The 23,103-nt window shown below is 76.2% G+C and carries 18 protein-coding genes; 12 read left to right on the forward strand and 6 right to left on the reverse strand.

Translation table 11 applies throughout. From position 1 onward, the window contains the following. The first annotated feature begins 151 nt into the window (after positions 1-151). The 9 genes from lanL to ACFVVA_RS17110 all read left to right on the forward strand — a co-directional run bounded on the left by lanL (position 152) and on the right by ACFVVA_RS17110 (position 14,941). Positions 152-2,734, forward strand: a complete 2,583-nt coding sequence (lanL, locus tag ACFVVA_RS17070) for a class IV lanthionine synthetase LanL (RefSeq protein WP_387690252.1) — start codon at positions 152-154, stop codon at positions 2,732-2,734. A gap of 527 nt (positions 2,735-3,261) precedes the next feature. Continuing rightward, entirely contained in the window at positions 3,262-4,518 is a 1,257-nt protein-coding gene (locus ACFVVA_RS17075) for a serine hydrolase domain-containing protein (RefSeq protein ID WP_387690254.1), read from the forward strand. 380 nt (positions 4,519-4,898) lie between these two features. Continuing rightward, positions 4,899-5,072, forward strand: coding sequence for a thiazolylpeptide-type bacteriocin (locus tag ACFVVA_RS17080; RefSeq protein WP_387690256.1), 174 nt, complete (start codon positions 4,899-4,901; stop codon positions 5,070-5,072). A gap of 222 nt (positions 5,073-5,294) precedes the next feature. After that, positions 5,295-7,931 carry a lantibiotic dehydratase gene (locus ACFVVA_RS17085; RefSeq protein ID WP_387690258.1) on the forward strand — a complete coding sequence of 879 codons (2,637 nt, stop codon included), beginning with the start codon at positions 5,295-5,297 and terminating at the stop codon, positions 7,929-7,931. Further along, positions 7,924-9,162 (forward strand): hypothetical protein, encoded by a 1,239-nt coding sequence (locus tag ACFVVA_RS17090; protein WP_387690260.1) that lies wholly within the window; start codon positions 7,924-7,926, stop codon positions 9,160-9,162. Before ACFVVA_RS17085 ends, ACFVVA_RS17090 begins: the two co-directional genes overlap by 8 nt. Continuing rightward, a complete protein-coding gene (locus ACFVVA_RS17095) occupies positions 9,159-10,859 on the forward strand; it encodes a hypothetical protein (protein ID WP_387690262.1) in 1,701 nt (566 codons plus the stop codon). Before ACFVVA_RS17090 ends, ACFVVA_RS17095 begins: the two co-directional genes overlap by 4 nt. Next, a complete protein-coding gene (locus ACFVVA_RS17100) occupies positions 10,856-12,769 on the forward strand; it encodes a TOMM precursor leader peptide-binding protein (RefSeq protein ID WP_387690264.1) in 1,914 nt (637 codons plus the stop codon). Before ACFVVA_RS17095 ends, ACFVVA_RS17100 begins: the two co-directional genes overlap by 4 nt. A 44-nt stretch (positions 12,770-12,813) precedes the next feature. Beyond that, on the forward strand, positions 12,814-14,493 hold the full coding sequence (locus ACFVVA_RS17105; RefSeq protein ID WP_387690266.1) for a thiopeptide-type bacteriocin biosynthesis protein: 1,680 nt from the start codon (positions 12,814-12,816) through the stop codon (positions 14,491-14,493). Positions 14,494-14,506: 13 nt separating this feature from the next. Further along, a complete protein-coding gene (locus ACFVVA_RS17110; RefSeq protein WP_387690268.1) occupies positions 14,507-14,941 on the forward strand; it encodes a hypothetical protein in 435 nt (144 codons plus the stop codon). A gap of 63 nt (positions 14,942-15,004) precedes the next feature. On the opposite strand, the gene ACFVVA_RS17115 is transcribed toward ACFVVA_RS17110, so the two are convergent. After that, positions 15,005-15,367 carry a S26 family signal peptidase gene (locus ACFVVA_RS17115; RefSeq protein WP_387690270.1) on the reverse strand — a complete coding sequence of 121 codons (363 nt, stop codon included), beginning with the start codon at positions 15,365-15,367 and terminating at the stop codon, positions 15,005-15,007. 165 nt (positions 15,368-15,532) lie between these two features. Between ACFVVA_RS17115 and ACFVVA_RS17120 the strand changes: the two genes are divergently transcribed. Further along, on the forward strand, positions 15,533-15,898 hold the full coding sequence (locus ACFVVA_RS17120) for an iron chaperone (protein WP_387690272.1): 366 nt from the start codon (positions 15,533-15,535) through the stop codon (positions 15,896-15,898). Between the two features lie 66 nt (positions 15,899-15,964). Here ACFVVA_RS17120 and ACFVVA_RS17125 read toward each other — a convergent pair whose 3' ends face one another. The 3 genes from ACFVVA_RS17125 to ACFVVA_RS17135 are packed head-to-tail and all read right to left on the reverse strand — an operon-like array spanning position 15,965 to position 17,877. Next, positions 15,965-16,333 carry a nuclear transport factor 2 family protein gene (locus ACFVVA_RS17125; RefSeq protein WP_387690274.1) on the reverse strand — a complete coding sequence of 123 codons (369 nt, stop codon included), beginning with the start codon at positions 16,331-16,333 and terminating at the stop codon, positions 15,965-15,967. A 20-nt stretch (positions 16,334-16,353) separates the two neighbouring features. Beyond that, complete coding sequence (locus ACFVVA_RS17130) at positions 16,354-17,097, reverse strand: SOS response-associated peptidase (protein ID WP_387690276.1); 744 nt, start codon at positions 17,095-17,097, stop codon at positions 16,354-16,356. A gap of 36 nt (positions 17,098-17,133) precedes the next feature. Then, a complete protein-coding gene (locus ACFVVA_RS17135; RefSeq protein WP_387690278.1) occupies positions 17,134-17,877 on the reverse strand; it encodes an AraC family transcriptional regulator in 744 nt (247 codons plus the stop codon). 54 nt (positions 17,878-17,931) lie between these two features. Between ACFVVA_RS17135 and ACFVVA_RS17140 the strand changes: the two genes are divergently transcribed. Beyond that, positions 17,932-19,191 carry an MFS transporter gene (locus ACFVVA_RS17140; RefSeq protein WP_387690280.1) on the forward strand — a complete coding sequence of 420 codons (1,260 nt, stop codon included), beginning with the start codon at positions 17,932-17,934 and terminating at the stop codon, positions 19,189-19,191. A 118-nt stretch (positions 19,192-19,309) separates the two neighbouring features. Here the strand turns inward: ACFVVA_RS17140 and sigJ are convergent, their stop codons facing one another. Continuing rightward, the gene (gene sigJ / locus ACFVVA_RS17145) at positions 19,310-20,263 is read right to left on the reverse strand and encodes an RNA polymerase sigma factor SigJ (RefSeq protein WP_387690282.1); all 954 of its coding nucleotides are present in this window, start codon (positions 20,261-20,263) and stop codon (positions 19,310-19,312) included. A gap of 313 nt (positions 20,264-20,576) precedes the next feature. Between sigJ and ACFVVA_RS17150 the strand changes: the two genes are divergently transcribed. Then, positions 20,577-20,966 carry a hypothetical protein gene (locus tag ACFVVA_RS17150; RefSeq protein WP_387690284.1) on the forward strand — a complete coding sequence of 130 codons (390 nt, stop codon included), beginning with the start codon at positions 20,577-20,579 and terminating at the stop codon, positions 20,964-20,966. A gap of 10 nt (positions 20,967-20,976) precedes the next feature. Here the strand turns inward: ACFVVA_RS17150 and ACFVVA_RS17155 are convergent, their stop codons facing one another. After that, positions 20,977-23,025, reverse strand: coding sequence for an alpha-galactosidase (locus ACFVVA_RS17155; RefSeq protein ID WP_387690286.1), 2,049 nt, complete (start codon positions 23,023-23,025; stop codon positions 20,977-20,979). Positions 23,026-23,103: the final 78 nt, after the last annotated feature.

A 23,103-nucleotide genomic window follows, 5' to 3' on the forward strand; every position in this document is an offset into this window, starting at 1 on the left:
ACGAGCTCGACGCCGACCTCACCCCCGTCGCCTGCATCGACGACGTGTGGGTGACCTACGTCCCGACCAACTTCCCCTGTGAGTTCAACTCCTGATCCCTTCGGATCCCGAGGCACGACGGACCACGGCGGACCGGGAAAAGGACGGAACGATGAGCACACCGCCCGACCCCGGCTCCGCCGCGGTCCTGGGGCAGTCCGCGGCGGTCCTGGGGCAGGAGCAACTGCGGCGCCGGGCCGAGGAACTGGCCGCCCGGGCGCCCGGCCCGCACCGCCCGCTGCGCACCGACGGCCAGTGGTGGTACCTCCCGGACCCCCGGATGCCGGAGCTGACCCACGGCTGGAAACTCCACCTGTCCGCCCGCCCGGAGGGCTTCGCGGACCTGCTGGACACCGCCCTCCCGATCCTGCTCGGCCGCGTCTGCGACGTGAAGTTCGCGGTGAGCGCCGCGGCACTGTGGGAACTCAACAGCGGCCGGCACGGCGCGGCCGCCGTCGGCAAGGCCGTCACGGTCTACCCCCGGCCGGAGGAAGTCCGCTCCCTGGGGCTGGAGTTGGCGCAGGCACTGGCCGGCCGGGAAGGCCCCGCCGTGGTGAGCGACCGCCCCGTCCGGCCCGACGCCCCGGTGCACTACCGCTACGGGCCGTTCCGCGTCACCGACGACGAGGCGCAGGCCGGCATGGCGGGGCCGGACGGCTCGCTGTTCCCCGGACTGGCCGAGGCCCGCTACCGCCGGCCGCCGTGGGCGGACGACCCCTTCGAGGCGGCCGACGCCCCCGCCCGCCCGGCGACCACCCGGGTCGGGGCCGGCCGCTACCGGATCACCGCCGGCATCACCCGGGCGCCGAGCGGCCACGTCTACCGAGCGGTCGAACTCGCCACCGGGCGCGAGGTGGTGGTCAAGCAGGCCCGGGCCTTCGTCGCCGAGGACGGCGCGGGCACCGACGCGCGCGGCCGGCTGCGGCACGAGCGGCGGGTGCTCGACGCGCTGGCCGGCATCCCCGGCGTGCCCGCACTGGTCGACTACTTCCGGCACGGCACCGACGAGTACCTGGTCAGTGCCGCCCGCGGCCGGATCGACCTGCGCCGCGAGGTGCTCACCGCCGGCCCGTACGACGCCGACGCCGACGCCAGTGCCGATGCCGGGACAGCGGGCGGCCGGGACTGGTGGACGCTGGCGCGCCGGCTGCTGCACGTGCTGGACGCGGTGCACGCCCGCGGCGTGGTGGTCTGCGACCTCAAGCCCGCCAACGTGGTGCTCGACCCGGACGGCCGGCCCGCGCTGGTCGACTTCGGCGTGAGCGCCCTGGCCGGCGACCGCCCCCCGGGCGCCACCGCCGGGTACGGCCTGCCGGGTGCCACCGGCGAGGACCTCACCGAGGACCACTACGCGCTGGGCGCCACCCTGCACCACGCCCTCACCGGCCTCGACCCGGTGGTGATCGACCAGGACCCGGCGACCAACCGCGACCGCACCCTGGCCTGCCTGCGCGCCGCCCTCCCGGAGCCCGGGCACCCGGCGGCGGTACTGGTCGAGGGCCTGCTGAGCTTCGACCCGGTACACCGCGCCGCCGCGGCGGCCCGGCTGCGGGAGGGGTCCGTGCCGGCCGGGCGCACCGGGAACGCCCGGTGGAACGCACAGACCCGGCGGGCCGTCCTCGCCGGGGCCCTCGGCCACACCGTCACCACCTGCGTCCGGATGGCCCGCGAACTGGTCGCCGCCGACCCCGGCGCGGAGCGCCCCCGGACGCTGCTCTCGCTGTACGACGGCGCGGCCGGCCTCGGCCTCGAACTGCTCCAGTACCCCGAGCGCCCGGACGCCCGGGCCGCCGCCGCCGAACTGGCCCGCTGGACGGCCGCCCACCCGGCCCTCGGCCACCTCGACGGCTCGCTGTACCAGGGCCGTTCGGGCGTCGACCTGTTCCTCGCCGAGGCGGCCGCCGCGCTGGGCACCGAGCCCCCGCGGCACCGCCGGTACGAGGGGACGGGCGTGGACCAGATCGGCGGCACCGCCGGCATCGGCACCGGGCACCTGCTGCTCGCCGCCCTCGGCCCGGCGGCCGGGGCACACCGCGCGGCGGCGGCCGACTGCGCCGCCGACCTGGCCGGCCGGTCACTGGACGACCTCGGGGAGGAGCCCAACCCCGGCACCGCGGCCCTGGCCGAGGGCTTCGCCCACGGCCGCGCGGGCGTCGCCCACTTCCTGCTCGCGATGCCCGACGAGGCGTCCCGGCACGCCGCCCGGCAGATCGTGGACGGGCTCGCGGCCGACCTCCCGCGCATCGTCGCCGCCGCCCGCGCGCCCGGGGCGACCCGCCGCTACCTGTCCTGGTGCCGGGGCCTGGCCGGGCTCGGCAGCCTGCTGGTCCAGGCCGGCCGGAAGGACGGCGACGACGCGCTGATCGCCCTGGCCGCCGAGGCGGCCGACACCTGCCGGACGCTCGCCCCGAGGACCGCGCAGGTGTTCCGCTGCTGCGGTCTCGCGGGCGTCGGAGACCTCTTCGTCGACCTCGCGATGGTCACCGGCGAGGCCCGGCACTGGGCGGCCGCCGAGGAACTGGCGGCCCTGATCCTCACCCGGGCCGGCGGCCCGCCCGACCGGCCGCTGCTGCCCGGCCGCCGGCCGGACGCGGAGGCCCGGGCCTGGGCGGTCGGCACGCCCGGCGTCACCACCTTCCTGCGCCGCCTCGCCCGGCGCGGCGGCCCGGTGCCGGGACTGCTGCCGCTGCGCTGACCGGCCCCGGGCGGACGGAGTCCCGTCCGGTCGGGCCCTGATTCCGGCCGGTCGTACGAGACCGTGGTGATGACGTTCCGTCATGTCTTCCGTGCGGCTCCGCCGAGCCCGTACGGCGCCAAGGCCCTCCTCGGCGACGGCGAGACCCGCGCGGACGTCACCCCGTCGGGCGCCCTCTCGCGCCCCGGCGCCCACTGCGACCAAGGGCGCCGGCCCGGACCGGGGGCCATCGACATGACCGTGCTGTCGAACGGCCCAGGCCTGCCCCTTCGACGGGCTGGGCGGTCGATCGGAGTGGTCTGTCCGGTTGGTGGCGCCCCCGAGGGGATCGGGGCGCGCCTCCGGGGGCCGTCGGGGTCGGGCCCCTACCCAGGTCGTAGCCGTCCGGCCGGAGGGGTGCGACCTGGTGGGGAGAAGGGGTCGGACCTGAGTTCGACGATCCGCCGCCGGAATGCTGGGAGAGTTTCAACTAGCAGACAACAGATGGGAGTTGGAGACGACTTCCAGTCGAGATCGCGGAGGTTGCCATGGTGGGGACGTCGATGGACGGAGCCGGCCGCACGGGTGCGCGGCCGGCGACCGGACGGCGCCGGGTGTCGGCCGTCCGGGTGGCGGCGGTCGTGCTGGCAGGAGCGGGCCTGGTGGCCGGCGTGGTCCCGGCGGCGAACGCGCAGGACACCGTCGGCGCGACCGCCGTCGGCGCGGCGGCGGACCAGGCGCGGAGGGTCGACCGGGCGGCGCTGGACGCCGGCCTGCGGGCCGTGGTGGTGCCGGGCGGTGCCACCGCCGCGCTCGGCCGGGTGGACGAGGACGGCCGCACCCTCTGGAAGGGCGCGGCCGGAACCGCCGACCTCACCACCGGCGAGCCCGCCGCGGCCCGAGACCGCTTCCGGATCGGCAGCGCCACCAAGACCTTCGTGGCCACCGTCGTCCTCCAACTCGTCGCGGAGCACCGGATCGGCCTGGACGACCCGGTCGAGAAGCACCTGCCCGGCGTCGTGCGCGACGGCGCCGGCATCAGCATCCGCCAACTGCTCAACCACACCGGCGGCATCTACAACTACACCTCGGACCCGGCCTTCGCCTACGACGACGACGCCACGTTCCGGACCTGGCTCAGCACCGACCGCTGGAAGTCGCGGACGATGGCGGAACTCGTCGCCGTCGCCGAAACCCACCCGGCGTACTTCCCGCCGGGTCAGGACTGGCACTACTCCAACACCGACTACATCCTGCTCGGCATGCTCATCGAGAAGACCACCGGCCGCAGTTGGCAGCAAGAGGTCGACCGTCGGATCATCCGGCCCCTCGGCCTGAGCGAGACCACCATGCCGGAGAACGACCCCGCCGTCCCCGGTCGCCACACCCGCGCCTACGTCAGTCTGCCCGGCGGCCCGGTGGACGTCACGCTGTTCAACCCGAGCATCGCCGGCCCGGCCGGCGCCGGCATCTCCACCACCGCCGACCTCGCCGCCTTCATGTCCGCCCTGCTCGGAGGACGGCTCCTCGGGCCTGCCGAACTCGCCGAGATGAAGCACACCACGGGCCTCGGGCGCGGGGCCGACTACGGCCTCGGCCTGGAACGCACACCCACCCCGTGCGGAGACTTCTGGGGCCACCGCGGCGACAGCATCGGCTACAGCAGCGTCATGCTCGCCGACGACACCGGGCGGCGCCAGGTCGTGCTCTCCCGCAACCCGTACGACCCCGCCGGACTGCCCGCCTCCGAGGCCGCCTTCACCAGCCTGGTGACCGCCGCGGCCTGCGCCGGCCGGACCGCCTAGGGTTCTGCGCCAGGAACACGCTCAAGGCGTGACGCGAATGGTCCGAGGAACTCCTCGGCGGTCCCGGCCTCGGTGGGCGGGCAGGGTCCTCGTTCCACAGGACCGCACGGCCGATGGGGCGGGGGATCCGTGAGGACTGGGGTTCCGCTTGAGTGGAAACGGTATTGAGCCGACCAGGCGCGGGCTCCGGCCAAGGTGGCGGCGGCCCGTACCGCCGCCCGCCGCCCGCCGCCTAGAGTCGCCGTCGGGCGGTGCGAAGCCCGGGTCCGAGCGACCTGCGCACAGCGCACCCACGGGGGGTCCGGCACATCCCGCAACATCCGATCGCAGGCCCGTCTTCCGGTTCGACCGGCAGGCCTGCCAACGTGAGGGAGAACGCCATGTCCGACATCACCGCGTCCCGCATCGAGAGCCTCGACCTTCAGGACCTCGACCTCAGCGAGCTGACCGTCACCTCGCTGCGCGACACCGTCGCGCTGCCCGAGAACGGCGCCTCCTGGGGCTCTTGTTCCTGCCAGGCCTCGTCCTCCTGCGCGCAGCCGCAGGACATGTAAGGAACCGCCCCAACCCGTCGGCCGGGCCCTTCGAGGCCGAGGCCACGGTTCCAGGAGGGACCCGGCGCGTCCACCGGACGCGCCGGGTTCGTCCCGCGTCCACAGCGCCTGCCGCGCGTCCGCAGGACCTGTCGCGCGGACCCGGACGGGCCGGCGGCGCCGCGGCCGGAACCGACCAGTCCCCACGAGACGCGCCCCAGGCCCCGTCGGAGGGAACCGCCCATGCCCAACCGCGCCGCCCCGCCCCGGGACGCCCGGGCGCCGGCCCCCGAACCGGCTCCGGCCGCGTACGCCGCGCGCCACGCCCTGGTGCGCTCCACCGTGCTCGCCCGGCCCGCCCAGTCCGCCGCCACGGCGCACACCCGGGCGCTGCTGCGCGACCTCGCCGCCGCCGAGGCCGCCGCCGAGGCCCTGCGGCCGGCCCTCTGCGACGACCTGTACGCCGGCCGGACCGGGCACGACGAGGAGTTCCACCGCAGGGTCGTGCTGCCGCTGCGCCGCGACCTGCACAACGGGCGAACGCCGCGGGCGGCGCTGCTCGACCGGCTCGCCGACCTGCCGAGCCGGATCCCGCGGCTCGCCGAGTGGCTGGAGCTGCGACGGCTGCGGGCCCGGCTGCTGGACGCGCTCGCCGAGGCCGTCCCGCCCGCCCTCGCCGCCGAACGGGCCGCCCTCGCGGACATCTGCCGGGAGCCCGCCTTCACCCGGGCCGTCGCGCTCGGCAGCGCCGACCTGCTGCGCGCGGTGGCCAACACGGCGGGCGCGACCGGGGAACCGCGCGGCCGGGCGCGCAAGGAGGAGGCGGCCGTACTGCGGCACGCCCTGCGGGCCACCGCCAAGACCAGCCCGCTGTCCTGGTTCACCGCCGTCGGCTGGTCCTCCGAGGACGCCGAAGCCGCGGCGGGCGAGCCCCGCGCCTGCGTCCGGGAGAACCGGGCGCTGGTCACCGCGCTCGTCCAGGCCCTGCTCGACGACCCCCGCCGCAGCCGCGCGCTGCCGCACCGGATGAGCAGCGCGGCCCGGGTCGCCGACGGCCGGGCCCGCTACGCCCGTGCGGAGGCACTGTTCGCGGGCGGGCGCTTCCTGGTCACCCGGGAGGAGGAGGTCGAACTCGCCGCCCGGCCCGAACTGTCCCTCCTCACCTCGCTCGCGGCCACCCCGGCCCCGCCGGACCGGCTCGCCGCCGGGCTCGCCGAGGCCCTCGGCCGGCCGGGCGACGACCCGGCCGCGCACCGCTTCGTGGACCAGCTCGTCACAGCCCGGCTGCTGGTGCCCACCGAACCGGTCGACCCGCAGGACCGGCACCCGCTCCGCAGCCTCGCCGGGTGGCTCCGGCAGTGGCCGCAGGACGCCGAGCTGGCCCACCGGATCGAGCAACTCGAACGGCAGACCGCCGAGTTGGCCATGGCCCCGGGCGCGCACCGCCCCGCACTGCTGGCCGTCCTCGCCGAGCACTGGCGGCGGCTGCTGGCTGACGCCGGCCGGCCGGTGCCGCAGGAGGCCGCGCCGCTCAGCGTCCTCAGCGAGGACGTCCACGCGCCGGCTCCGCCGCAGCCCCGGCCGGGCGCGGCCGACCGGGCGGTGCTCGCCGAACTCACCGCGTTCGCCGAGCTGTTCGACCACGCCCACCTGATGCGACGGGCGGCCCGGGACCGCTTCGTCGCTCGCTACGGCGTCGGCGGGGTGTGCGACGCCCCCTGGGACTTCGCTGCCGACCTGGCGGACTCCTGGGCGGATCCGAAACCCCCGGGCGAACTGGCCGCGCTGCGCGAGGAGTTCGCGAAGCTGCCGGAGCAGGACGGCGAACTCGTACTCCCCGCCGAGAAGATCCGCGCCCTGGCCGCCCGACTGCCCCACTGGACCGCGGTCCGCCCGCTCAGCTACTCCTGGTTCGTCCAACGCGGCTCCGCGGACGGCCTGTTGTGCGTCAACCACGTCTACGGCGGCTGGGGGCGCTTCACCAGCCGCTTCCTCGACGGCCTGGCCCCGCAGGCCGCCACCGAGGTCGCCCGGCAGCTGCGGTCCGGACTCGGCGCCGGCGCCCGCGCCGCCCAGATCCGGCCGGTCGGCGGCTTCAACGCCAACCTGCACCCGCGGCTGCTCGCCGACGAGATCGGACCCGACCGGCAGTGGACCAGCCTCGCCGAGTCCGACCTCGACCTCGTGCACGACCCGGTCGACGACCAGCTCCGGCTGCGGCTGCGCACCACCGGCGAACTGCTCGACGTCCTCTACCTGGGCTTCCTCGCACCGGTCATGCTGCCCCAGCGGCTCGGCCCGCTGCTCAACGACCACCCCGAGGGGGTCGTCGACTTCCGGCCGCTGCTGCCGCGCACCACCCTCGCCGCGCCCGGCGGCAGCGTGCTGCGCACCCCGCGGCTGCGCCACCGGCACGTCGTCCTCGCCCGCCGCCGCTGGCTCCTGCCGGCCGGAGTGCTCGACGCCCTGCGGGCCGACCTCGCCGCCGACCCGGGCCCCGACGGGGTTCCGGCCGCGGCCGTCGCCCGCTGGCGGGCCCGACTCGACCTGCCCGAGCAGCTCTTCCTCCACCCCGCACCGGCCGCGGCCGATCCCATGGGCACGCCCGGCGACGCCTTCGTGGCCCACCTGCGAGCCCCCAAGCCGCAGCCCGTCGACCTCGGCAACCCGCTGCACCTGCGCCACCTCGCCAAATGGCTCACCCGGCACCCGCACGGCGCGGTCCTGGAGGAGGCCCTCCCGGCCATCGCGGGTCGGCCGGAGCCGACCCGGGCCGTGGAACTCGTGGTGGAGACGTACCGGCCCGGCCGGGGCGGCCCGCCGGCGGGCGCCTTCGAATCCGTCCGCACCGCCATCGCCGAGGAGGCGCCCGATGAGTGACCCGGCCGACGGCCGAGGAGCCGTGACCGCCTGGGACGTGGTCCTGTACCACTACCGGCCCGACAAGGCCCGCGCGCTGCGCGAAGCCGTCCTGCCGCTGGCCCGGCAGGCGGCGGCCGAGGGGCTGGCCGCCCACGTCGAGCGGCACTGGCGGTTCGGACCGCACCTGCGGCTTCGGCTGCGCGGCCCGGAGGCACGGGTGGCCGGGGCGGCGCAGCGGGCCGCCGAGGCGCTGCGGGCGTGGGCGGCCGCGCACCCGTCCGTGGCCGACCGGTCGGACGAGGAACTGCTCGCCGAGGCCGCCGTCGCCGGACGCGCGGAGCTGATCGCGCCGCCGTACGCGCCGCTGGTGCCGGACAACACCGTCGTGGCGGCGCCCGTCGACCGGTCCGCCGAGGAAGCCCTGCGGGCGCTGATCGGCGCCGAATCCGCCGAGCTGCGCGAGGAGTTGCTGCGGACCGGCCTGCCCGCCCTCGACTCGGCCTGCCACTTCCTCGGCGCGCACGGCGACACCCCGCAGGCGCGGGTGCAACTGGTGGTGACGGCGCTCGCGACCCACGCCACCGCGCACCCGGACGGGCTGGTCGGTGCGCACTACTCGGTGCTCTCGCACCTGGAGGACTTCCTGGTCCACGAGGACCCGGACGGCAGCCTGCGGGCCGCCTTCGAGCGCCGCTGGGAGCAGAGCGGCCGGGCGGTCACCGCGCTGGTCGGCCGGATCGCCGACGGCGGCGCCCGCGACTGGGAACGGGACTGGGCGCACTGGTCGGCGACCGCCTGGAGCCTGGCCGAGCGGCGGCTGACGGCCGGCGCCGACCTCGGCGGCCGCCACGCCGAGTACCGGGAGCGCGCCGAGGCCCTCGGCGACCCGGCCACCGCCGAGCGCTGGAACGCCGAACTGCGTACCCGCTACAGCGAGTTCCACCGACTGCTGCAGCGCTCCGACCCCGACGGCAGGATGTGGCACCGTCCCGACTACCTGATCAACCGGGCCGGCACCAACGGCCTGTACCGGCTGCTCGCGATCTGCGACGTCCGCCCGATGGAGCGCTACCTGGCCGCCCACCTGCTGGTGCGCAGCGTGCCCGAGCTGACCGGGCACCGCTGGCAGACGCTTCTCGGTGCCGCGGAGGAGCAGGGCGGCGCGAAGAAGCAGGGCGGCGCGGAGCAGTCGGGCGCCGCGGTGGCGACGGGCGGCGCGGGGCGCACCGAACTGGAGGGGGCGGCATGACGGCCGAACCGGACGCCGTTCGGCCCCGCTTGCGCCCCGGAGTGGCGGTGACGCCGCTGCGCGAAGGGCTGCACCTGCGCGGGCGCGAGAGCAGCGTCACCCTGGAGGGCAGCCGGGCGCTCCCGGCGCTCTGGCAGGTGCTCGCCGCCCGGCTCGGGCCGCAGAGGGAGGACGTCGACGCGGAGGCCGTCGACGCGGCCGTCGAGCCGAGGGTGGCGGCCGCGCTGGCCACCGTCACCGCCCGGCTGCGCGAGCACGGCCTGCTCGTGGACCACCCGGACGGGGTCCGACTGCCGCCCTGGCCGGGCGCGGTGGCCGACGACCCCGGCGGTGCGGAGGCGGCCCTGGCGGCCGCCCGCCCGGTGGTGGCCGCCGCGGACCCGGACGGCCCGTCGGCCCGCGCGGTGGCGCGCGCCCTGGCCCGGGGCGGGACGGCGGCTCCGGCGGTGGTCGCCGAGCCCGGGTTGCCCGCCGGCCGGGTGGTGGCCACGGCGGCCGGTCCGGCGGGAACGGAGCTGGCGGTCGCGGTGCAGTGCGGTGCGGACGGCGGCTTCGTCACCGAGCCCGCCGACCCGGCCCGGGCCCGGACGGACGCGGCGGCGCTCACCGCCCGGCTGGAACCCGCCCCCGCTGCGGACCCGCCGCCCGTGCTCCTCGCGCTGCTCGCCGCGGCCGGCGCCCAGCGGCTGCTCTGCGCCGTCGCGGGCCTGCCGGACCCGGGCGAGCCGGCCGACGATCCGCGGCTGCTCGACGGGCGCCCCACCGTTCTGATCGCCGACGCCGCTCCGCCGCACGCCGAGCACCACCCGTGGGCGGCGGGCCCTGGGGCCGTCGCCGCGCCGCCCGGGAGCCTCGCCGAGGCGCTGCGCCGGGTGAACGCCCTCGGTGACCCCCGGCTGGGTGTGCTGGACGCACCCTCCGCGGGCGACCTCCCGCAGCTGCCCGTGGCCCTGGTCTCCTGCGCCACCCCCGCCGGCCCGCTGGCGGCCGGGGCGGTGCGGACGGACCTCGCCCGGCTGGCCGCCGCCTGCCGGTCCGCCGAACTGCACCTGGCGGCGGTGGGCGGGGGAGCCGTGCCGGTGGTCGGCGTCGACCCGGACCACGCCCTCGGCCTGGCCCTGCGCCGCGCCGTGCTCGCCCGGGCGGCGCGGGGCGACGGGCCGCTCCCGGACGACCGGGTGGTGCGGGGTGACCGGGCGGTGCCCGAGTCCGCCTGGCGGGAACACCCGCAGGCCGGGCACTGGTACGGCGTCCTGGCCCGCCGGCTCGGCCGAGCACCAGTTCTGACGGTACGTCAACTCTCTGGTGAGTCGGTGTACCTGGCGCAGGTGGAGGAGGGCAGGGCGGTCGAGGCCACGCCCGCCGACGCCGCCGCCCACGCCGCACTGGCCGCCCTCACCCGGCTGATGGCCCGGGACGCCGGCCTCGCCGCCGTCCACCACACCGTCCTGTCCGGCGCCGCCGCCCCGCTCGCCGCCGCCGGCCGGACCCCGGCGGCCTGGACCGACCTGGGCTGGGCCGACCGCTGGCTCGCCGACATCGCCGACCGGGAAACGGACCTGCAGGCCGCCCTGGTCCGGATCACCGGTCTGCGCACCGCCCGCTGGCGGCCCGCCACCCCCGAGGCCCGCCCGTTCGCCGACGCCCTGGACGGCTGCGGCTTCACGGCCCTCACAGCCGAAGGAGGCCGCCCATGAGCGAGTTGCCGGTCCTGACCCCGGTCGAGGCACTGGCCGCCACGAGCGGCACCGCCGTCGTCCACCTCACCGAATGGACCCTGGGCCTGGCCGCCCGGCTCAGCCGGCACGCCCTGGCACACCCCGTACGCCTGGTGCCGGTGCGCGAGGACGGCGCGCTGACCGTGGTCGGGCCGGTGCTCGCCCCCGGCGCACCGGCCTGCCTCGCCTGCGTCGAGTACCAGCGGCTCGCCACCGCCGGCGGCCGGGTGCCCTGGCAGAGCCCGGCCCTGGCGCTGGGCGGCACCGGCACCCCGGCCTTCGCCGAGGCCGTGTCCGCGCTCGCCGCCGAGCTGGCCAAGGGCCCCGAGGCCGCGGAGAGCGCCGGAGGTCCCGAGGCCGCGGAGAGCGCCGACGGCGCCACCGTCCACATAGTGCACGGCGGCCGGGCCACCTGGTCCACCCACCGGGTCCGCCCCGTCGGCGGCTGCGAGGTCTGCCGGCCGCTGCCCGCCGACACGCCCGAGGCCGCCCGGCTGCCCGCCACCCCCCGCCCGCTGCCCGACCCGGCCGTCCTGCGCGGGCCCAACGACCGCACCGACGCCGGGCGGTTGCGAGCCGAACTGTACGACGAGCGGTTCGGCCCGGTCCGCCGGCTGTTCCGCACCGAGGACTCGGCCTTCGCCCTCACCACCGCCTGGGTGACCGACGGCCGGGCGCTCGACGACGGCGGGTACGGGCGCGCCGAGGACTTCCGCTCCAGCGAGCGGGTCGCGCTGTTCGAGGCGGTGGAACGGCACGCGGGCATGCGGCCGCTCGGGCGCCGCACCGTCCTGCGCGCCTCCTTCGCCGAACTGGCAGGCGAGTTGGGCCCGGACACCGTCCTCGACCCGGTCCGGCTCGGCCTGCCCGACGACGCCCACCAGGGGCACCCCAGTCCGGCCACCGCCCCGTACACCCCCGAGCTGGTCCTCGACTGGGTGCACGGCTGGTCGCTCACCCACCGCCGCCCGGTCGCCGTCCCGGAGCGCGTCGCCTACTGGGAGGTTCCCGGCCGCGACCGCCCCCGGGTGGTCTACGAGTCCTCGAACGGCTGCGGACTCGGCAACAGCCCCCAGGAGGCCGCGCTCTACGGCCTGTTCGAGGTTGCCGAGCGCGACGCCTTCCTGATGGCCTGGTACGCCCGCACCCCGCTGCCCGGCGTCGCCGTCCCCACCGAGGACCCGCAGATCGCCGAACTCGCCGACCGGGCCCAGCTGTTCGGCTACCGCCTCACCCTGCTCGACGCCACCAACGACCTCGGCGTTCCCGCCGTGATCGCCCTCTGCCGCCACCGCGGCGACCACCCCGACGCCCCGCGCACCCTCCTGGCCGCCGGAGCCCACCACGACCCCCGGACGGCGATCCGCTCCGCCGTCGCCGAGGTGGTCACCAACGTCCAGGAGGCGCCCCACCGCTCCGCCGCCCCGGGCGGGCCGCGCGACCCGCAGCGGCTGCGGCCGATGCTGGAACGCCCGGAGCTCGTCCTCTCCCTGGACGACCACGTCGGCCTCAACACCCTGCCCGAGGCCCAGCCCCGCCTCGACTTCCTGTTCGCCGGCCCGCCACCGGTGCCCTGGACCGAGCGCTGGCCCGGCGACCCCGAACCGGTCACCGACCTCACCGACCTGCTGGAGCGGATGGTCAACCGGCTGGCGGAGGAGGACCTGGAGGTCCTCGTGGTCACCCAGGACGAGCCCGGCGTCCGCGACCGCCTCGGCCTGCACTGCGCCAAGGTCGTCGTCCCCGGCACGCTGCCGATGACCTTCGGCCACGCCAACCGCCGCACCCGGGGCCTGCCCCGCCTGCTGGAGGTCCCGTACCGCCTCGGCCGCACCCCCGCGCCGCTGCGCCACGACGAACTCCCGCTCCACCCGCACCCGTTCCCTTAGGGCGTGTCTTTCGGACACGCCCCCAGCCCACCGGAGAGCACGCGATGACCACCCACGCGCTGCCGGCCACCGCCTGGCACAGCCTGCACCTCGCGCTGCCGCTGCCCGCCCGCGAGGCCGACGCCTTCCTCACCGAGGACCTCGCCCCGCTGATGGACGGGCTCGCCGGCACCGACTGGTTCTTCATCCGCTACGGCGAGGGCGGCCCCCACCTGCGCATCCGCCACCGCGGTCCGGGCCCGGCGCCCGCCTCCCTCGCCGCCGACCTCACCCGCCTCGCCACCCGGCGCACCGCGCCCGACGGCCCGTTCGCGGACGGGCACGGCACCGTGACGGAGGTCCCGTACGAGCCCGAGACCGAGCGCTACGGCGGCGCGGACCTGCTGCCGATCGCCGAAGAGGTGTTCACCCACTCCACCCGCGCCGCCGTCCGCGCCCTGCACGCCCTCGGCGCGGCCCCCGAGAAGCGGCTGCAACTCGCCCTCGACCTCGCCCACACCACCGCGTACGCGCTCGGCCACGACGAACTCGCCGCCTCCCGCTGGCTGCGCCGCCACGCCGCCGCCTGGCGCTGGGTCACCGAGTTCCGGCCGCTGCCGGGCGCCGCCGTGCACACCCGGGTCAACACCGTGTTCGCCCGCCAGCGGGAGACGCTGGCCCGCCGCGCCCGGGAGCTGCGCGCGGCACTGGACGCCGGCACGGCCACGCCCTGGCTGGGGGACTGGGCGGCGCGGGTCGCCGAGGCCGCCGCCCGGATGCGGGTCGCGGTGTCCGCCGAGGCCGCCGCCCGCCCCGCGCCCGCAGAGGCCATCGAGGCCGAGGAGCGCCTGGAGTGGATCTGGGCCTCCCAGCTGCACATGCTGTTCAACCGGCTCGGCGTCGGCCCCGACGAGGAACGGGCGGTCTGCCGTCTCGCCGCCCGCACCCTGCTGGAGACCGGACAGCGGTTCACCTTCTTCCCCGCCGACCACCACGCAGCCGACCACCAGTACCTGGAGCGCAGCAAGTTCCAGATCGGCCGCGGCGAGGACACCGCCCTGCGCGACCTGCCGCACCACCCGGCCCCGAGCCCCCGACCCGGCGACCTCCCGCTGCCCGCCGACCCGCTGCCGCCCGTCACCCTCGCCGACGCCCTGCGCACCCGCCGCTCCACCCGCGGCCCGCTGACCGGCCCGCTCACCGCCGGCGCCCTCGGCGGACTGCTCTGGTCCGCCTTCGCCCCCGACCCCGACGCCGGCCACCGCCCGTACCCCAGCGCGGGCGCCCTGCACACCGTCCGGCTGCGCCTGCTCGCCCTCGCCGTCGACGGCCTGCCCGCCGGCACCTACCACTGCCTCCCCGAACATCGCAGCCTGCGCCCGATCGGCCCGGCCCCCGCCCTCGACGACCTCAAGGCGCTCTCCTCCTACCTCTCCCGCCCGGCCGAGGACCCGGACGCCATCGGCGTCGACCGGGCCCCCGCCGTCCTCGCCGTGTACCTCGACCTCGCCCGGCTGCGTCGCCGCTACGGTCTGCGCGCCCTGCGCCTCGGCGTCCTGGAAGCCGGACACCTGGCCCAGAACCTGCTCCTGACCTCCGCCGCCTTCGGCCTCGGCACCACCCCCCTCGGCGGCCTCCAGGACGACCTCGCCCACGAACTCCTCGGCCTGGACGACCTCGGCGAGCCGATCCAGTACCTGCTCCCGCTCGGCCGGCCGGGGACTGTACCGGTGATCATGGAGTGAGTACCCTCGGCCCGTGACCGATCACGGCATCGCCCTCCCCGCGTTCCGCCTCCACGTCGTGCCCGCCGTGGTGGCGCTGGCCAGCCCGACCTGGCAGCGCGAGGTGTGGCTCGACCGGGACGAGTTCGAGGACCTCGCCTACACGGTGCACGTGCTCTTCGACGACTTCTGCGACGCGAACGATCCGGGGCGGTCCCTCGGGTACAGCCTGCGCACCGAGCAGGAGGTCGAGCTGATGGCCCGGCTCGGTGCGGCCTACAGCGCGGTCCAGGAGGCGGTCGGCGCCCGGGCCCCCGACGAGGACTACCTGGACTCGCCGGGCTGGCCCGCCGTCGTCTCCGCGGCGGCCGGGCTGGCCCAGGTGATGGTGGCCAACGACCTCATGGCCCTGCAGCACCTGCACGAAGCCGGCCACCGCTGGCCGCCCGGCACCGGGACCTCTTCCTGACGGCCCCGAACGGGCCTCCTGGATGAGCCGGGGGCCCCTCGGACCGAGGCGGTCCCGCGCGCCTCAGGGCCGGGCGGGGGAGGCAGCCGGGGTCTTGTCCGCCGCCCCGGCCCGGGGCGTGCCCTCGACGGCGACGCAGATGCCGAAGACCCGGTCGTGGCCGGTCCAGCCGTTGACGCGGCCCCGGTTGTTGCTGATCTGCACGCGCCGCCTGGCCGGGTCGAGGGCCGACACCAGGTGCAGGTACACGGTTCCGGCGACCCGGGCGAGAACGATGTCGCGGAGCTCCAGCTTGGACGGGTCGACCGGGGCGACGGTCACCAGCTGCCGACTGCGGATCAGCGGGACCATCGACGAACCGCTCGGCCTGAACTCGACGGTGGCTCCGCCGGCGACCCTGGCCGCCACTCCATCCAACGCACCCATCCGCCGAGCGTGGCAGATCCGCCCGTGCGGGACCAACAGGTTTTCGCTCCCCGGGCCCCCGGCCTCCCGGCCCGCCCCAAACCCCCCCGGCGGATTCCCGCGGTGCGGCACGAGGAGGAGCTTGACATGTTGATGCGGGTTCCACATCCGGCATAGCCTCATGGAATGGTGCAGAGCAGGGCGAGTGACGTCGACGGCTACCTGACCGGGGTTCCCGAGGGACGCAGGGCCGTGCTGGCCGAGTTGCGGCAGCTGTGCCGGGAGGAACTGGTGGGTTTCGACGAGGTCATGGCGTACGGGATGCCCGCGTACGAGCGGGACGGTGCCGCGGAGATCGCGTTCGCCAGCCAGAAGCAGTACATCTCCTTCTACCTCATGCGCGGTGACGTCCGTGAGGCGTTCGAGGAACGGCTGGCCGGGCAGGACATGGGCAAGGGCTGCCTGCGGTTCCGCAGGCCGGAGAACGTCGACTTCGGTCTGCTGCGGGATCTGCTCAGGGCCACCGCGGCCCGGCCCGGCAGGATCTGCTGACGCCGCCGGGCGCCGGGGTGCCGCTCGGGGCGAGTCGGCAGGGCGGAACGATCCGGAGAGGCCGGTTCACGGTGCCGTGGGCGGCGGGCCCGGCGCTGGCTGCCGGCCGCCGAAGAAGACCTGCACCTCCCGGATCAGCCCGTCCCGGACCGTGATCGCCTCGACGTTGCGGTAGCGGTCGCCGGTGGTCAACTCGTACTCGTAGTAGGCGAAGACGAGTTCCCCGCCGGCGGGCGTCACCCGCAGCAGCCGTTGCTCCGTGAACCGGTCGGCGGTGGGGAAGCACCGGCGGAAGAAGGCCTCCTTGTCGATGCGGTCGTCCTGGGGGCTGGTGAACGTGAAGTCCTCGGCGTACAGCGGCACGGCCGCGTCCCGGTCCTGTGACCGGTAGCAGCGGAACGCGGCCTCGACGATGCTCGCGGGGGTGCGGTTCATGCGGTCTCCCTGGTTCTGCTTCAGTCGGCCAGTCCCAGCGGGTCGTCGGCCGGGTCCAGCAGTTGCGGGCCGTTGTTGCGGACACTGTTGACGGTGGTGGGGACGGCGCGGACGCGCAGGTCGCCGTCGGCGGGGCGGCGCAGCAGGTGGTGGAGTTCGGCGCGGTCGGTGTGGGCGGGGGAGAGCCAGGTGGGGAGGTCGTCGGGGGCGATGGTGAGGGGCATCCGGTCGTGGACGCGGCCGGCGGAGTCGGTGGCGTCGGTGGTGATGACGGTGGCGGTGGCCAGCCAGGCGAGCGGGTCGTCCTCGGGGCGGGTGGCGTCGCGCCAGAACTCGTAGAGGCCGGCCATCAGCATCACGTTGCCGGTGCTGAGGAAGTACGGCTGCTTGTACTTCTTGCGGTCGGCGGTGGCGGGGACCTCGCGCCATTCGAAGTAGCCGTCGGCGGGGATGACGCAGCGGCGGGCGGTGAAGGCCTTGCGGAAGGCGGGCTTGGTGTCGACGGTCTCCGAGCGGGCGTTGATCATGCGGGCGCCGCCGGACGGGTCCTTGGACCAGGACGGGACCAATCCCCAGCGTAGCGGCCGCAGTTGGCGCAGCACCTCGCCGGTGTCCCGGTCGACGCGTTCCAGGACGGCCGGGACCGGGTCGGTCGGGGCGACGTTCCAGCTCGGTGCGAAGGTCTCGGCCGGGTCCCACCGGAGCTCTCCGAGCAGTGAGACGAGGTCCTGGGGCGTGGTGGTGGAGACGAAGCGGCCGCACATGCTCCCCAGCCTCCCACGTCCCACGGACAACGGCGTTCAACGGGGCGCCCGCGCGCCCGGGGTGTGGCCGAAGGCGCGGCGGAACACGTCGATGAAGGCGCTGGCCGAGGCCCAGCCGCAGCGGTGCGCGACGGCGGTGACCGGCAGTCCCTCGGCGAGCAGGACCAGGGCGTGGTGCAGCCGCAGTTGGGTGCGCCACTGGGGGAAGGTCATGCCGAGGTCGGCGCGGAACAGCCGGGACAGGGTGCGGTCGCCGGCGCCGACGGTGCGGCCGAGTTCGGCGAGGGTGCGGCTGTCGGCCGGGTCGGCCTCCAGCAGTGCGCACAGGGCCCGCAGCACCGGTGCGGCGGGGGTGGGCAGGTGCAGCGGCTGCTGGGGGGAGGCGCGCAACTGGTCGAGCAGGACGGCGCGCAGCCGGGCGCGTTCGGGGGTGTCCTGTGCGGGGCCGCGGGTGTGGGCGACGATCAGTTCGCGCAGCAGCGGGCCGACGGCGAGGACGGTCGGGCGGTCGAGGCCGAGCGGGTTGTCGGCGGCGGGCAGGCCGATCAGGTGGAGTTCGAGTTCGCCGTGGGCCCGGTGGGCGTGGACGGTGCCGGCCGGGATCCACAGCGCGCGGTTGCCGGGGGCGACCCAGGAGCCGGCGTCGGTGGTGATGCTCAGCACGCCGCGGGCGGCGTAGGCGATCTGGTGGTCGTCGTGCCGGTGCGCGTCGATGGCGCCGCCCGGGGGCAGCAGCCGGGCCTCGGTCGACGCGACGGGCTCATGGCGGATTCTCGGCATTGGATGGCAGATTATCGGAAGTCCGACGGCGGGTGGAGGCCCGAGGCTGGCGGCATGCCGAAGAACTCCGACCACGGGTCGATCCTGCTGCTCTCCGTCGGGCACTCCTGTGTGGACGTCTACCAGGGTGCGGTGGCGGCCCTGGTGCCCTTCCTCGTCGCCGAACGCCACTACGGCTACGCCGCGGTGTCCGGGGTGGTGCTCGCCGCCTCGCTGCTCTCCTCGGTGGCGCAGCCGCTGTTCGGGGCGCTCACCGACCGTCGGCCGCTGCCCTGGCTGCTGCCGGTCAGCACGCTGTTGGGCGGAGCCGGCATCGCGCTCAGCGGGGTGAGCGGCTCGTACGGGCTGACGCTGCTCTTCGTGGCGCTGTCCGGGGTCGGGGTGGCGGCCTACCACCCGGAGTCGGCCCGGGTGGCCCGGCTGGCGGCGCAGCGGGCGCCGGGGAAGCAGGGAGCGTCCGCGGCGTCGGGCGGGCCGGGCGTCCACCGGGGGATGGCCTGGTTCTCGCTGGGCGGCAACCTGGGCTTCGCGGCCGCCCCGTTGCTGGTCGCCGCGGTGGTCGGGACGGGCGGCCTGCGGCTGACCCCGCTGCTGGCCCTGCCCGCGCTCGTGGGCGCCGCGCTCTGCCTGCCGGTGCTGCGCGAGCTGGAGCGGCGCCGGGCGGCCGGGGCGGCGCGGCCCCCGGCGCCGGCCGCCGACGACCGGGCGGCGTTCCTGAGGCTGTCGCTCGCGGTGGTCTGCCGCTCGATCGCCTTCGTCGGGCTGAGCACCTTCCTCTCCCTGTACGCCACCCAGCGCCTCAACGGCGGTCCGGCGGCGGGTACCGCGGCGCTGGTGGTGCTGTACGCGGGCGGTGCGGTGGGTTCGGTGCTGGGCGGCGCGCTGGCGGACCGGTGGGGGCGGGTCGCGGTGTCCCGCTGGTCGTACCTGGTGGCGGCGGTCGCGGTGGCCGGGGTGCTGCTGGTGCCGGGGCCGGCGCTGTACCTGTTCGTGGCGCTGACCTCGGCGGGGCTGTACGTGCCGTTCTCGCTGCAGGTCACCCTGGGGCAGGACTACCTGCCGTCGCGGATCGGCACGGCGAGCGGGATCACCCTCGGGCTGACGGTCAGCATCGGCGGCCTGGCGAGCCCGGTGATCGGCGCCCTCGCGGACGCGACCTCGCTGCGTACGGCGCTGCTGCCGCTGGTGCTGATGCCGGTGCTGAGCTGGGCGCTGTTCCGGACGCTGCCGGAGCCGGTGCTGCCCGAGCCGGTGCTGCCCGAGTCAGCCGGGTCCGGGCCGACGGCGACGCGGGAGGCACCGGTCGGGCGGTGACCGCCGGGCCCACCTCCGCACAGGCGTCGAACGGCTGGACCTGCCGGCCGCGCGTTGCATCGACCTGGCGCGGGAGTGCCCGGGGGCGGAGGTGGTGGCCGAGCAGCAGGGCGGGGTCTCAGCCCTCGCGCGGGTCGTCCTCCGTCCACGGGCGCAGCTTCTCCGGGTTGCGGACCGCCCAGATGCGGGTGATCCGGCCGTCCGCCAGCTCGAACGCCGCCACCGTCGCGGTGCGGCCGCCGTGCCGGGCCACCAGGCCGGGGCGGCCGTTGACGGTCCGTTCGAGGAGTGTGAGCCCGGGGGCCCGGTCGGCGAGGTGGACCAGGTACTGGGCGATCCGCTCGCCGCCCCGGACCGGGCGCAGGGCGGCGCCGGCCAGGCCGCCGCCGTCGGCGGTCATCGTGGCGTCCGGGGCGAGCAGGGCGATCAGGGCCGTGATGTCCCGAGCCTCCCAGGCTTCCTTGAAGTGCCGCACCAGACCGGCCTGCGCGCCCGTCGGCGTCGTCGGGGCCTGCGCGGCCCTGATCCGTCGGCGGGCGGAGGCGGCCAGCTGCCGGCAGGCCGCCGGGGTCCGGCCGACGATCCCGGCGACCTCGGGGAAGGGGTAGCGGAAGACGTCGTGGAGGATGAACGCCACCCGCTCGGCCGGGGTCATCGCCTCCAGCACGACCAGGAAGGCCATGCTCACCGACTCGTCCAGGGTCACCCAGTCCGCCGGGTCGGCCGGTCCGCCGCCGCCGGCCGGCCCGCCGATCCACTCGCTGCGGTCGGGCAGCGGCTCGGGGATCCACTCGCCCACGTACCGCTCCCGCCGGGCCCGCGCCGATCCGAGCAGGTCCAGGCAGACCCGGGTGGCCACCGTGGTCAGCCAGGCGCCCGGCGAGGCGATGGCCTCCTGCTGCCGGCGGGGCAGCGCGTACCAGCGGGCGTACGTCTCCTGCACCGCGTCCTCGGCCTCGGCCAGCGAACCGAGCAGCCGGTAGGCGAGGTTGATCAGCTGCCGCCGCTCGCCGACGATCACGCTCAGCTCCGGTACGGGCCGCTCCTGCCCGGGCTCGGACGGGGTGTTCATGGTCGGGGCCGCTCCCTGCCTCGTCTCGTCCGCCGGCGCTCTCGCCGCTCTCGCCGCGCTCGCGGCTCCTGCCGTTCTCGCCGCTGCGACCCGACCACGAGCCGGCCTGCGATGTCCGCCCCGGGACGGACCCCGCCTCACACTTCGCCGGCCTGTTTCGTCGGATCACCGGGACACTATCGATCAACCGCCGCGAGGCAGAAGAGGGGAACACGACATGGCCATCCACACCACGGCGAGGGCGGCGACGGGGACGGCGCCGACGGGGGCGGCGTCGGGGACGGCGCCGACGGGGACGGTGTCGGGAACGGCGGTGGCACAGCGCACCCGGGCCTTCCTGCGGGTCTCCGTCGCGCTCCAGACCGCGACCGTCCTCCTCCAGGCGGTCTCGGCCGGCCTGCTGCTCTCCACCTCCTACGGCGAACTGCTGCACGGCATCGGCGCGCGGGTGATGTACGGGGCCTCGATGCTGTACGTGCTCGCCGCCGTCCTGGCCTGGCGGCCGGGCGGCGGCTCGCCCCGCCCGATCCTGTACGCGTCGGGCTTCCTGGTGCTGGCCTCGGCGCAGGTCGTCCTCGGCATCGCGCACGTGCCGTCGGTCCACGTCCCGCTGGGTGTGCTGATCTTCGGCCTGAGCGTGGCCGTGCTGGTCCGGATGCCGGCCGCCCGCTCCGTGCGGACGGCTGGCCCCGGGTCCTCGTGACGCGCTCGGCTCAGGAGGCGACGGTCCAGCTCTGGCCGGCGGCCGGGCGGGTGGTGACGGGGGTGCCGGCGGTGCCGGCGCCCGCGTCGAGGGCGAGGCCGGTGGCGACGTTGGTGACGGTGACGCCGGCCGGGCCCTGCGTCAGTTTCCACTCCTGCCAGGGGTTGCCGGGCGACAGGTCGAGCAGGTAGGCGCTGTTGCCGGCCGAGCTCCCGGCGGAGAGCACGGTGTGCCGGTGGGTGGCGGTGGCGCAGTTGTCGGTGATCCGGACGGTGCCGTCGGGGTTGGTGGTGAAGGTCCACTGCTGCGCCGCGTCACCGGGGCGCGCGGGCTCCAGGTCGGTGATCGAGGCGATCGGCGCGGTGCAGGAGCCGAGCAGCGAGAGCGCGAGGCCGCCGCTGGTCAGCGTGTGGTACTTCCCGTCGTCGACGACGCCCGACGGCCCGCCCGTCGACGCCGGGGTGAGCCGGTAGAGGGCCGCGCCGTGCGCCGGGAGCGAGGCGCCGATCGGCCCGGTGACGGTCGAACTCGCGCCCGTCCACAGCTCCTTGGCCCGGTAGCCGGAGCCGCCGAGGCCGAGTTCGGTGAGACTGGTGGAGACAGTGTGGCCGGCCGACGGGTCCTGGTTGACCAGCAGCACGGCGGTGTCGCCGTTGGCGAGCTGCCGCTTGAGGACCACCGGCGCGCGCCCGTCGGCCGGCCTGGCGCCGACCAGGGTGGCGGGCTTGGCGAGGCCGTCCTGGTCGATCGCGATCACCTCGCGGTTCTTCAGGATCGCCAGGCTCGCGCCGTCGATCCCGGTGGACCAGGTGTAGCCGCCGTCGCTGTGCCCGGACTGCGCGGCGGTGCGCAGGTCGGCGCCGGAGATCAGCGGCGCGGCGAGCATCGCGAGGATCGAGGTCTCGGTGCGGGACTCGTCGTCGGTGAAGGGCTTGTGGCAGACGCAGGTGTCGGTGGTGCCCCACAGGCCGTAGACGTCCTGCCAGCCGGTGAACATCATGTCCAGGTCGTTCCAGCTGCCCGGGCGGACGTTGCCCGGGTACTGCAGCGCGGTCTGCAGCTGCCCGTTCCAGAGCACCCCGTCGAGCTCGCTGTCCCGGTCGCCGCCGATCCGGCAGAGGTTGGCGACCTGGCCGCACCAGACGCCGGTGGGCGCGTAGCCGGGGGCGTGGAACGGGGCCGTCCCGGCGGCCTGCACCACCGGGTCGGTGCGGGCCGGGTCGTCGGCGGCGAGCAGGTACGGGACGCCGGTGTGGGCGGGCTGGGCGGAGACGCTGAGGGTGACCTTGGGCCTGCCCTGGGCGGCGGAGGCGGCGTCCAGGGCGCGCTGGAAGGTCTGCACCCGGGCGTAGACCGAGCGGGTCAGCTCCTTGCCCTCGCCCTGGGTGTAGTAGTTGTGCCCGTCCGGGCCGACGATCTGCGGGCCGTACGGGCAGTCGTCGTACTTGACGAAGTCGACGCCCCAGGAGACGAAGTCGGCCGCGTCGGTGGACTCGTGGCCGAGGCTGCCCGGGTGCATCTGGCAGGTGAGGTAGGTGTCGGTGGCGTAGAGGCCGAACTTCATGCCCTTGCCGTGCGCGTAGCGGGCCAGGTACTCGATGCCGTTGACGCTGCGCCCGTCCACGGTCTGCGCGGGGAAGTGGTCGGGGCGGGGGATCAGGTGGCCGGAGGTCGGGTCGTTGCCGGTGCCGTCGGTGCCGCTGACCGGGTTCCCGGCGTTGTCGTACAGCTGCATGCCGCCGTCGGCGTTGCGGACCAGGTCGGTGCTCTGGCCGTCGCGGTGCCAGAGCGACCAGCCGTCGTCGATGGTGACGGTGTCGTACCCGGCCGCCACCAGGCCGTTGGCGGCCATGAAGTCGATGGTCTGGACGACCTGCTCCTGGGTGACCTCGGTGCCGAGGGAGTTCCAGGAGTTCCAGCCCATGGGCGGGGTCAGGGCGTTGCCGTTGCCGAGCGCGGCGGCTGGGGCGGCCGTGCCGAGGCCGACGGCTCCCAGGCCGGCGGTGGCGAGGGCGAGGGACAGGAGGGATGCCGCGAGACGGCGGCGGGTTCGGCGCATGTGCGCACTCCTGAGGATGTGGGGGGACCGGTTGGTCGGGAAGACTCGTGGGGGGAGAGGGGACCGCGGCCGGCCGGG

This window comes from Kitasatospora sp. NPDC058048 (genome assembly GCF_042885555.1).
Taxonomy (GTDB): Bacteria; Actinomycetota; Actinomycetes; order Streptomycetales; family Streptomycetaceae; genus Kitasatospora; species Kitasatospora lactacystinica.

Coding starts and splice junctions, on each gene's coding strand:
- lanL (WP_387690252.1), top strand. CDS start 152: ATGAGCACACCGCCCGACCCCGGCTCCGCCGCGGTCCTGGGGCAGTCC.
- ACFVVA_RS17075 (WP_387690254.1), top strand. CDS start 3,262: ATGGTGGGGACGTCGATGGACGGAGCCGGCCGCACGGGTGCGCGGCCG.
- ACFVVA_RS17080 (WP_387690256.1), top strand. CDS start 4,899: ATGTCCGACATCACCGCGTCCCGCATCGAGAGCCTCGACCTTCAGGAC.
- ACFVVA_RS17085 (WP_387690258.1), top strand. CDS start 5,295: ATGCCCAACCGCGCCGCCCCGCCCCGGGACGCCCGGGCGCCGGCCCCC.
- ACFVVA_RS17090 (WP_387690260.1), top strand. CDS start 7,924: ATGAGTGACCCGGCCGACGGCCGAGGAGCCGTGACCGCCTGGGACGTG.
- ACFVVA_RS17095 (WP_387690262.1), top strand. CDS start 9,159: ATGACGGCCGAACCGGACGCCGTTCGGCCCCGCTTGCGCCCCGGAGTG.
- ACFVVA_RS17100 (WP_387690264.1), top strand. CDS start 10,856: ATGAGCGAGTTGCCGGTCCTGACCCCGGTCGAGGCACTGGCCGCCACG.
- ACFVVA_RS17105 (WP_387690266.1), top strand. CDS start 12,814: ATGACCACCCACGCGCTGCCGGCCACCGCCTGGCACAGCCTGCACCTC.
- ACFVVA_RS17115 (WP_387690270.1), bottom strand. CDS start 15,367: ATGGGTGCGTTGGATGGAGTGGCGGCCAGGGTCGCCGGCGGAGCCACC.
- ACFVVA_RS17120 (WP_387690272.1), top strand. CDS start 15,533: ATGGTGCAGAGCAGGGCGAGTGACGTCGACGGCTACCTGACCGGGGTT.
- ACFVVA_RS17125 (WP_387690274.1), bottom strand. CDS start 16,333: ATGAACCGCACCCCCGCGAGCATCGTCGAGGCCGCGTTCCGCTGCTAC.
- ACFVVA_RS17130 (WP_387690276.1), bottom strand. CDS start 17,097: ATGTGCGGCCGCTTCGTCTCCACCACCACGCCCCAGGACCTCGTCTCA.
- ACFVVA_RS17135 (WP_387690278.1), bottom strand. CDS start 17,877: ATGCCGAGAATCCGCCATGAGCCCGTCGCGTCGACCGAGGCCCGGCTG.
- ACFVVA_RS17140 (WP_387690280.1), top strand. CDS start 17,932: ATGCCGAAGAACTCCGACCACGGGTCGATCCTGCTGCTCTCCGTCGGG.
- sigJ (WP_387690282.1), bottom strand. CDS start 20,263: ATGAACACCCCGTCCGAGCCCGGGCAGGAGCGGCCCGTACCGGAGCTG.
- ACFVVA_RS17155 (WP_387690286.1), bottom strand. CDS start 23,025: ATGCGCCGAACCCGCCGCCGTCTCGCGGCATCCCTCCTGTCCCTCGCC.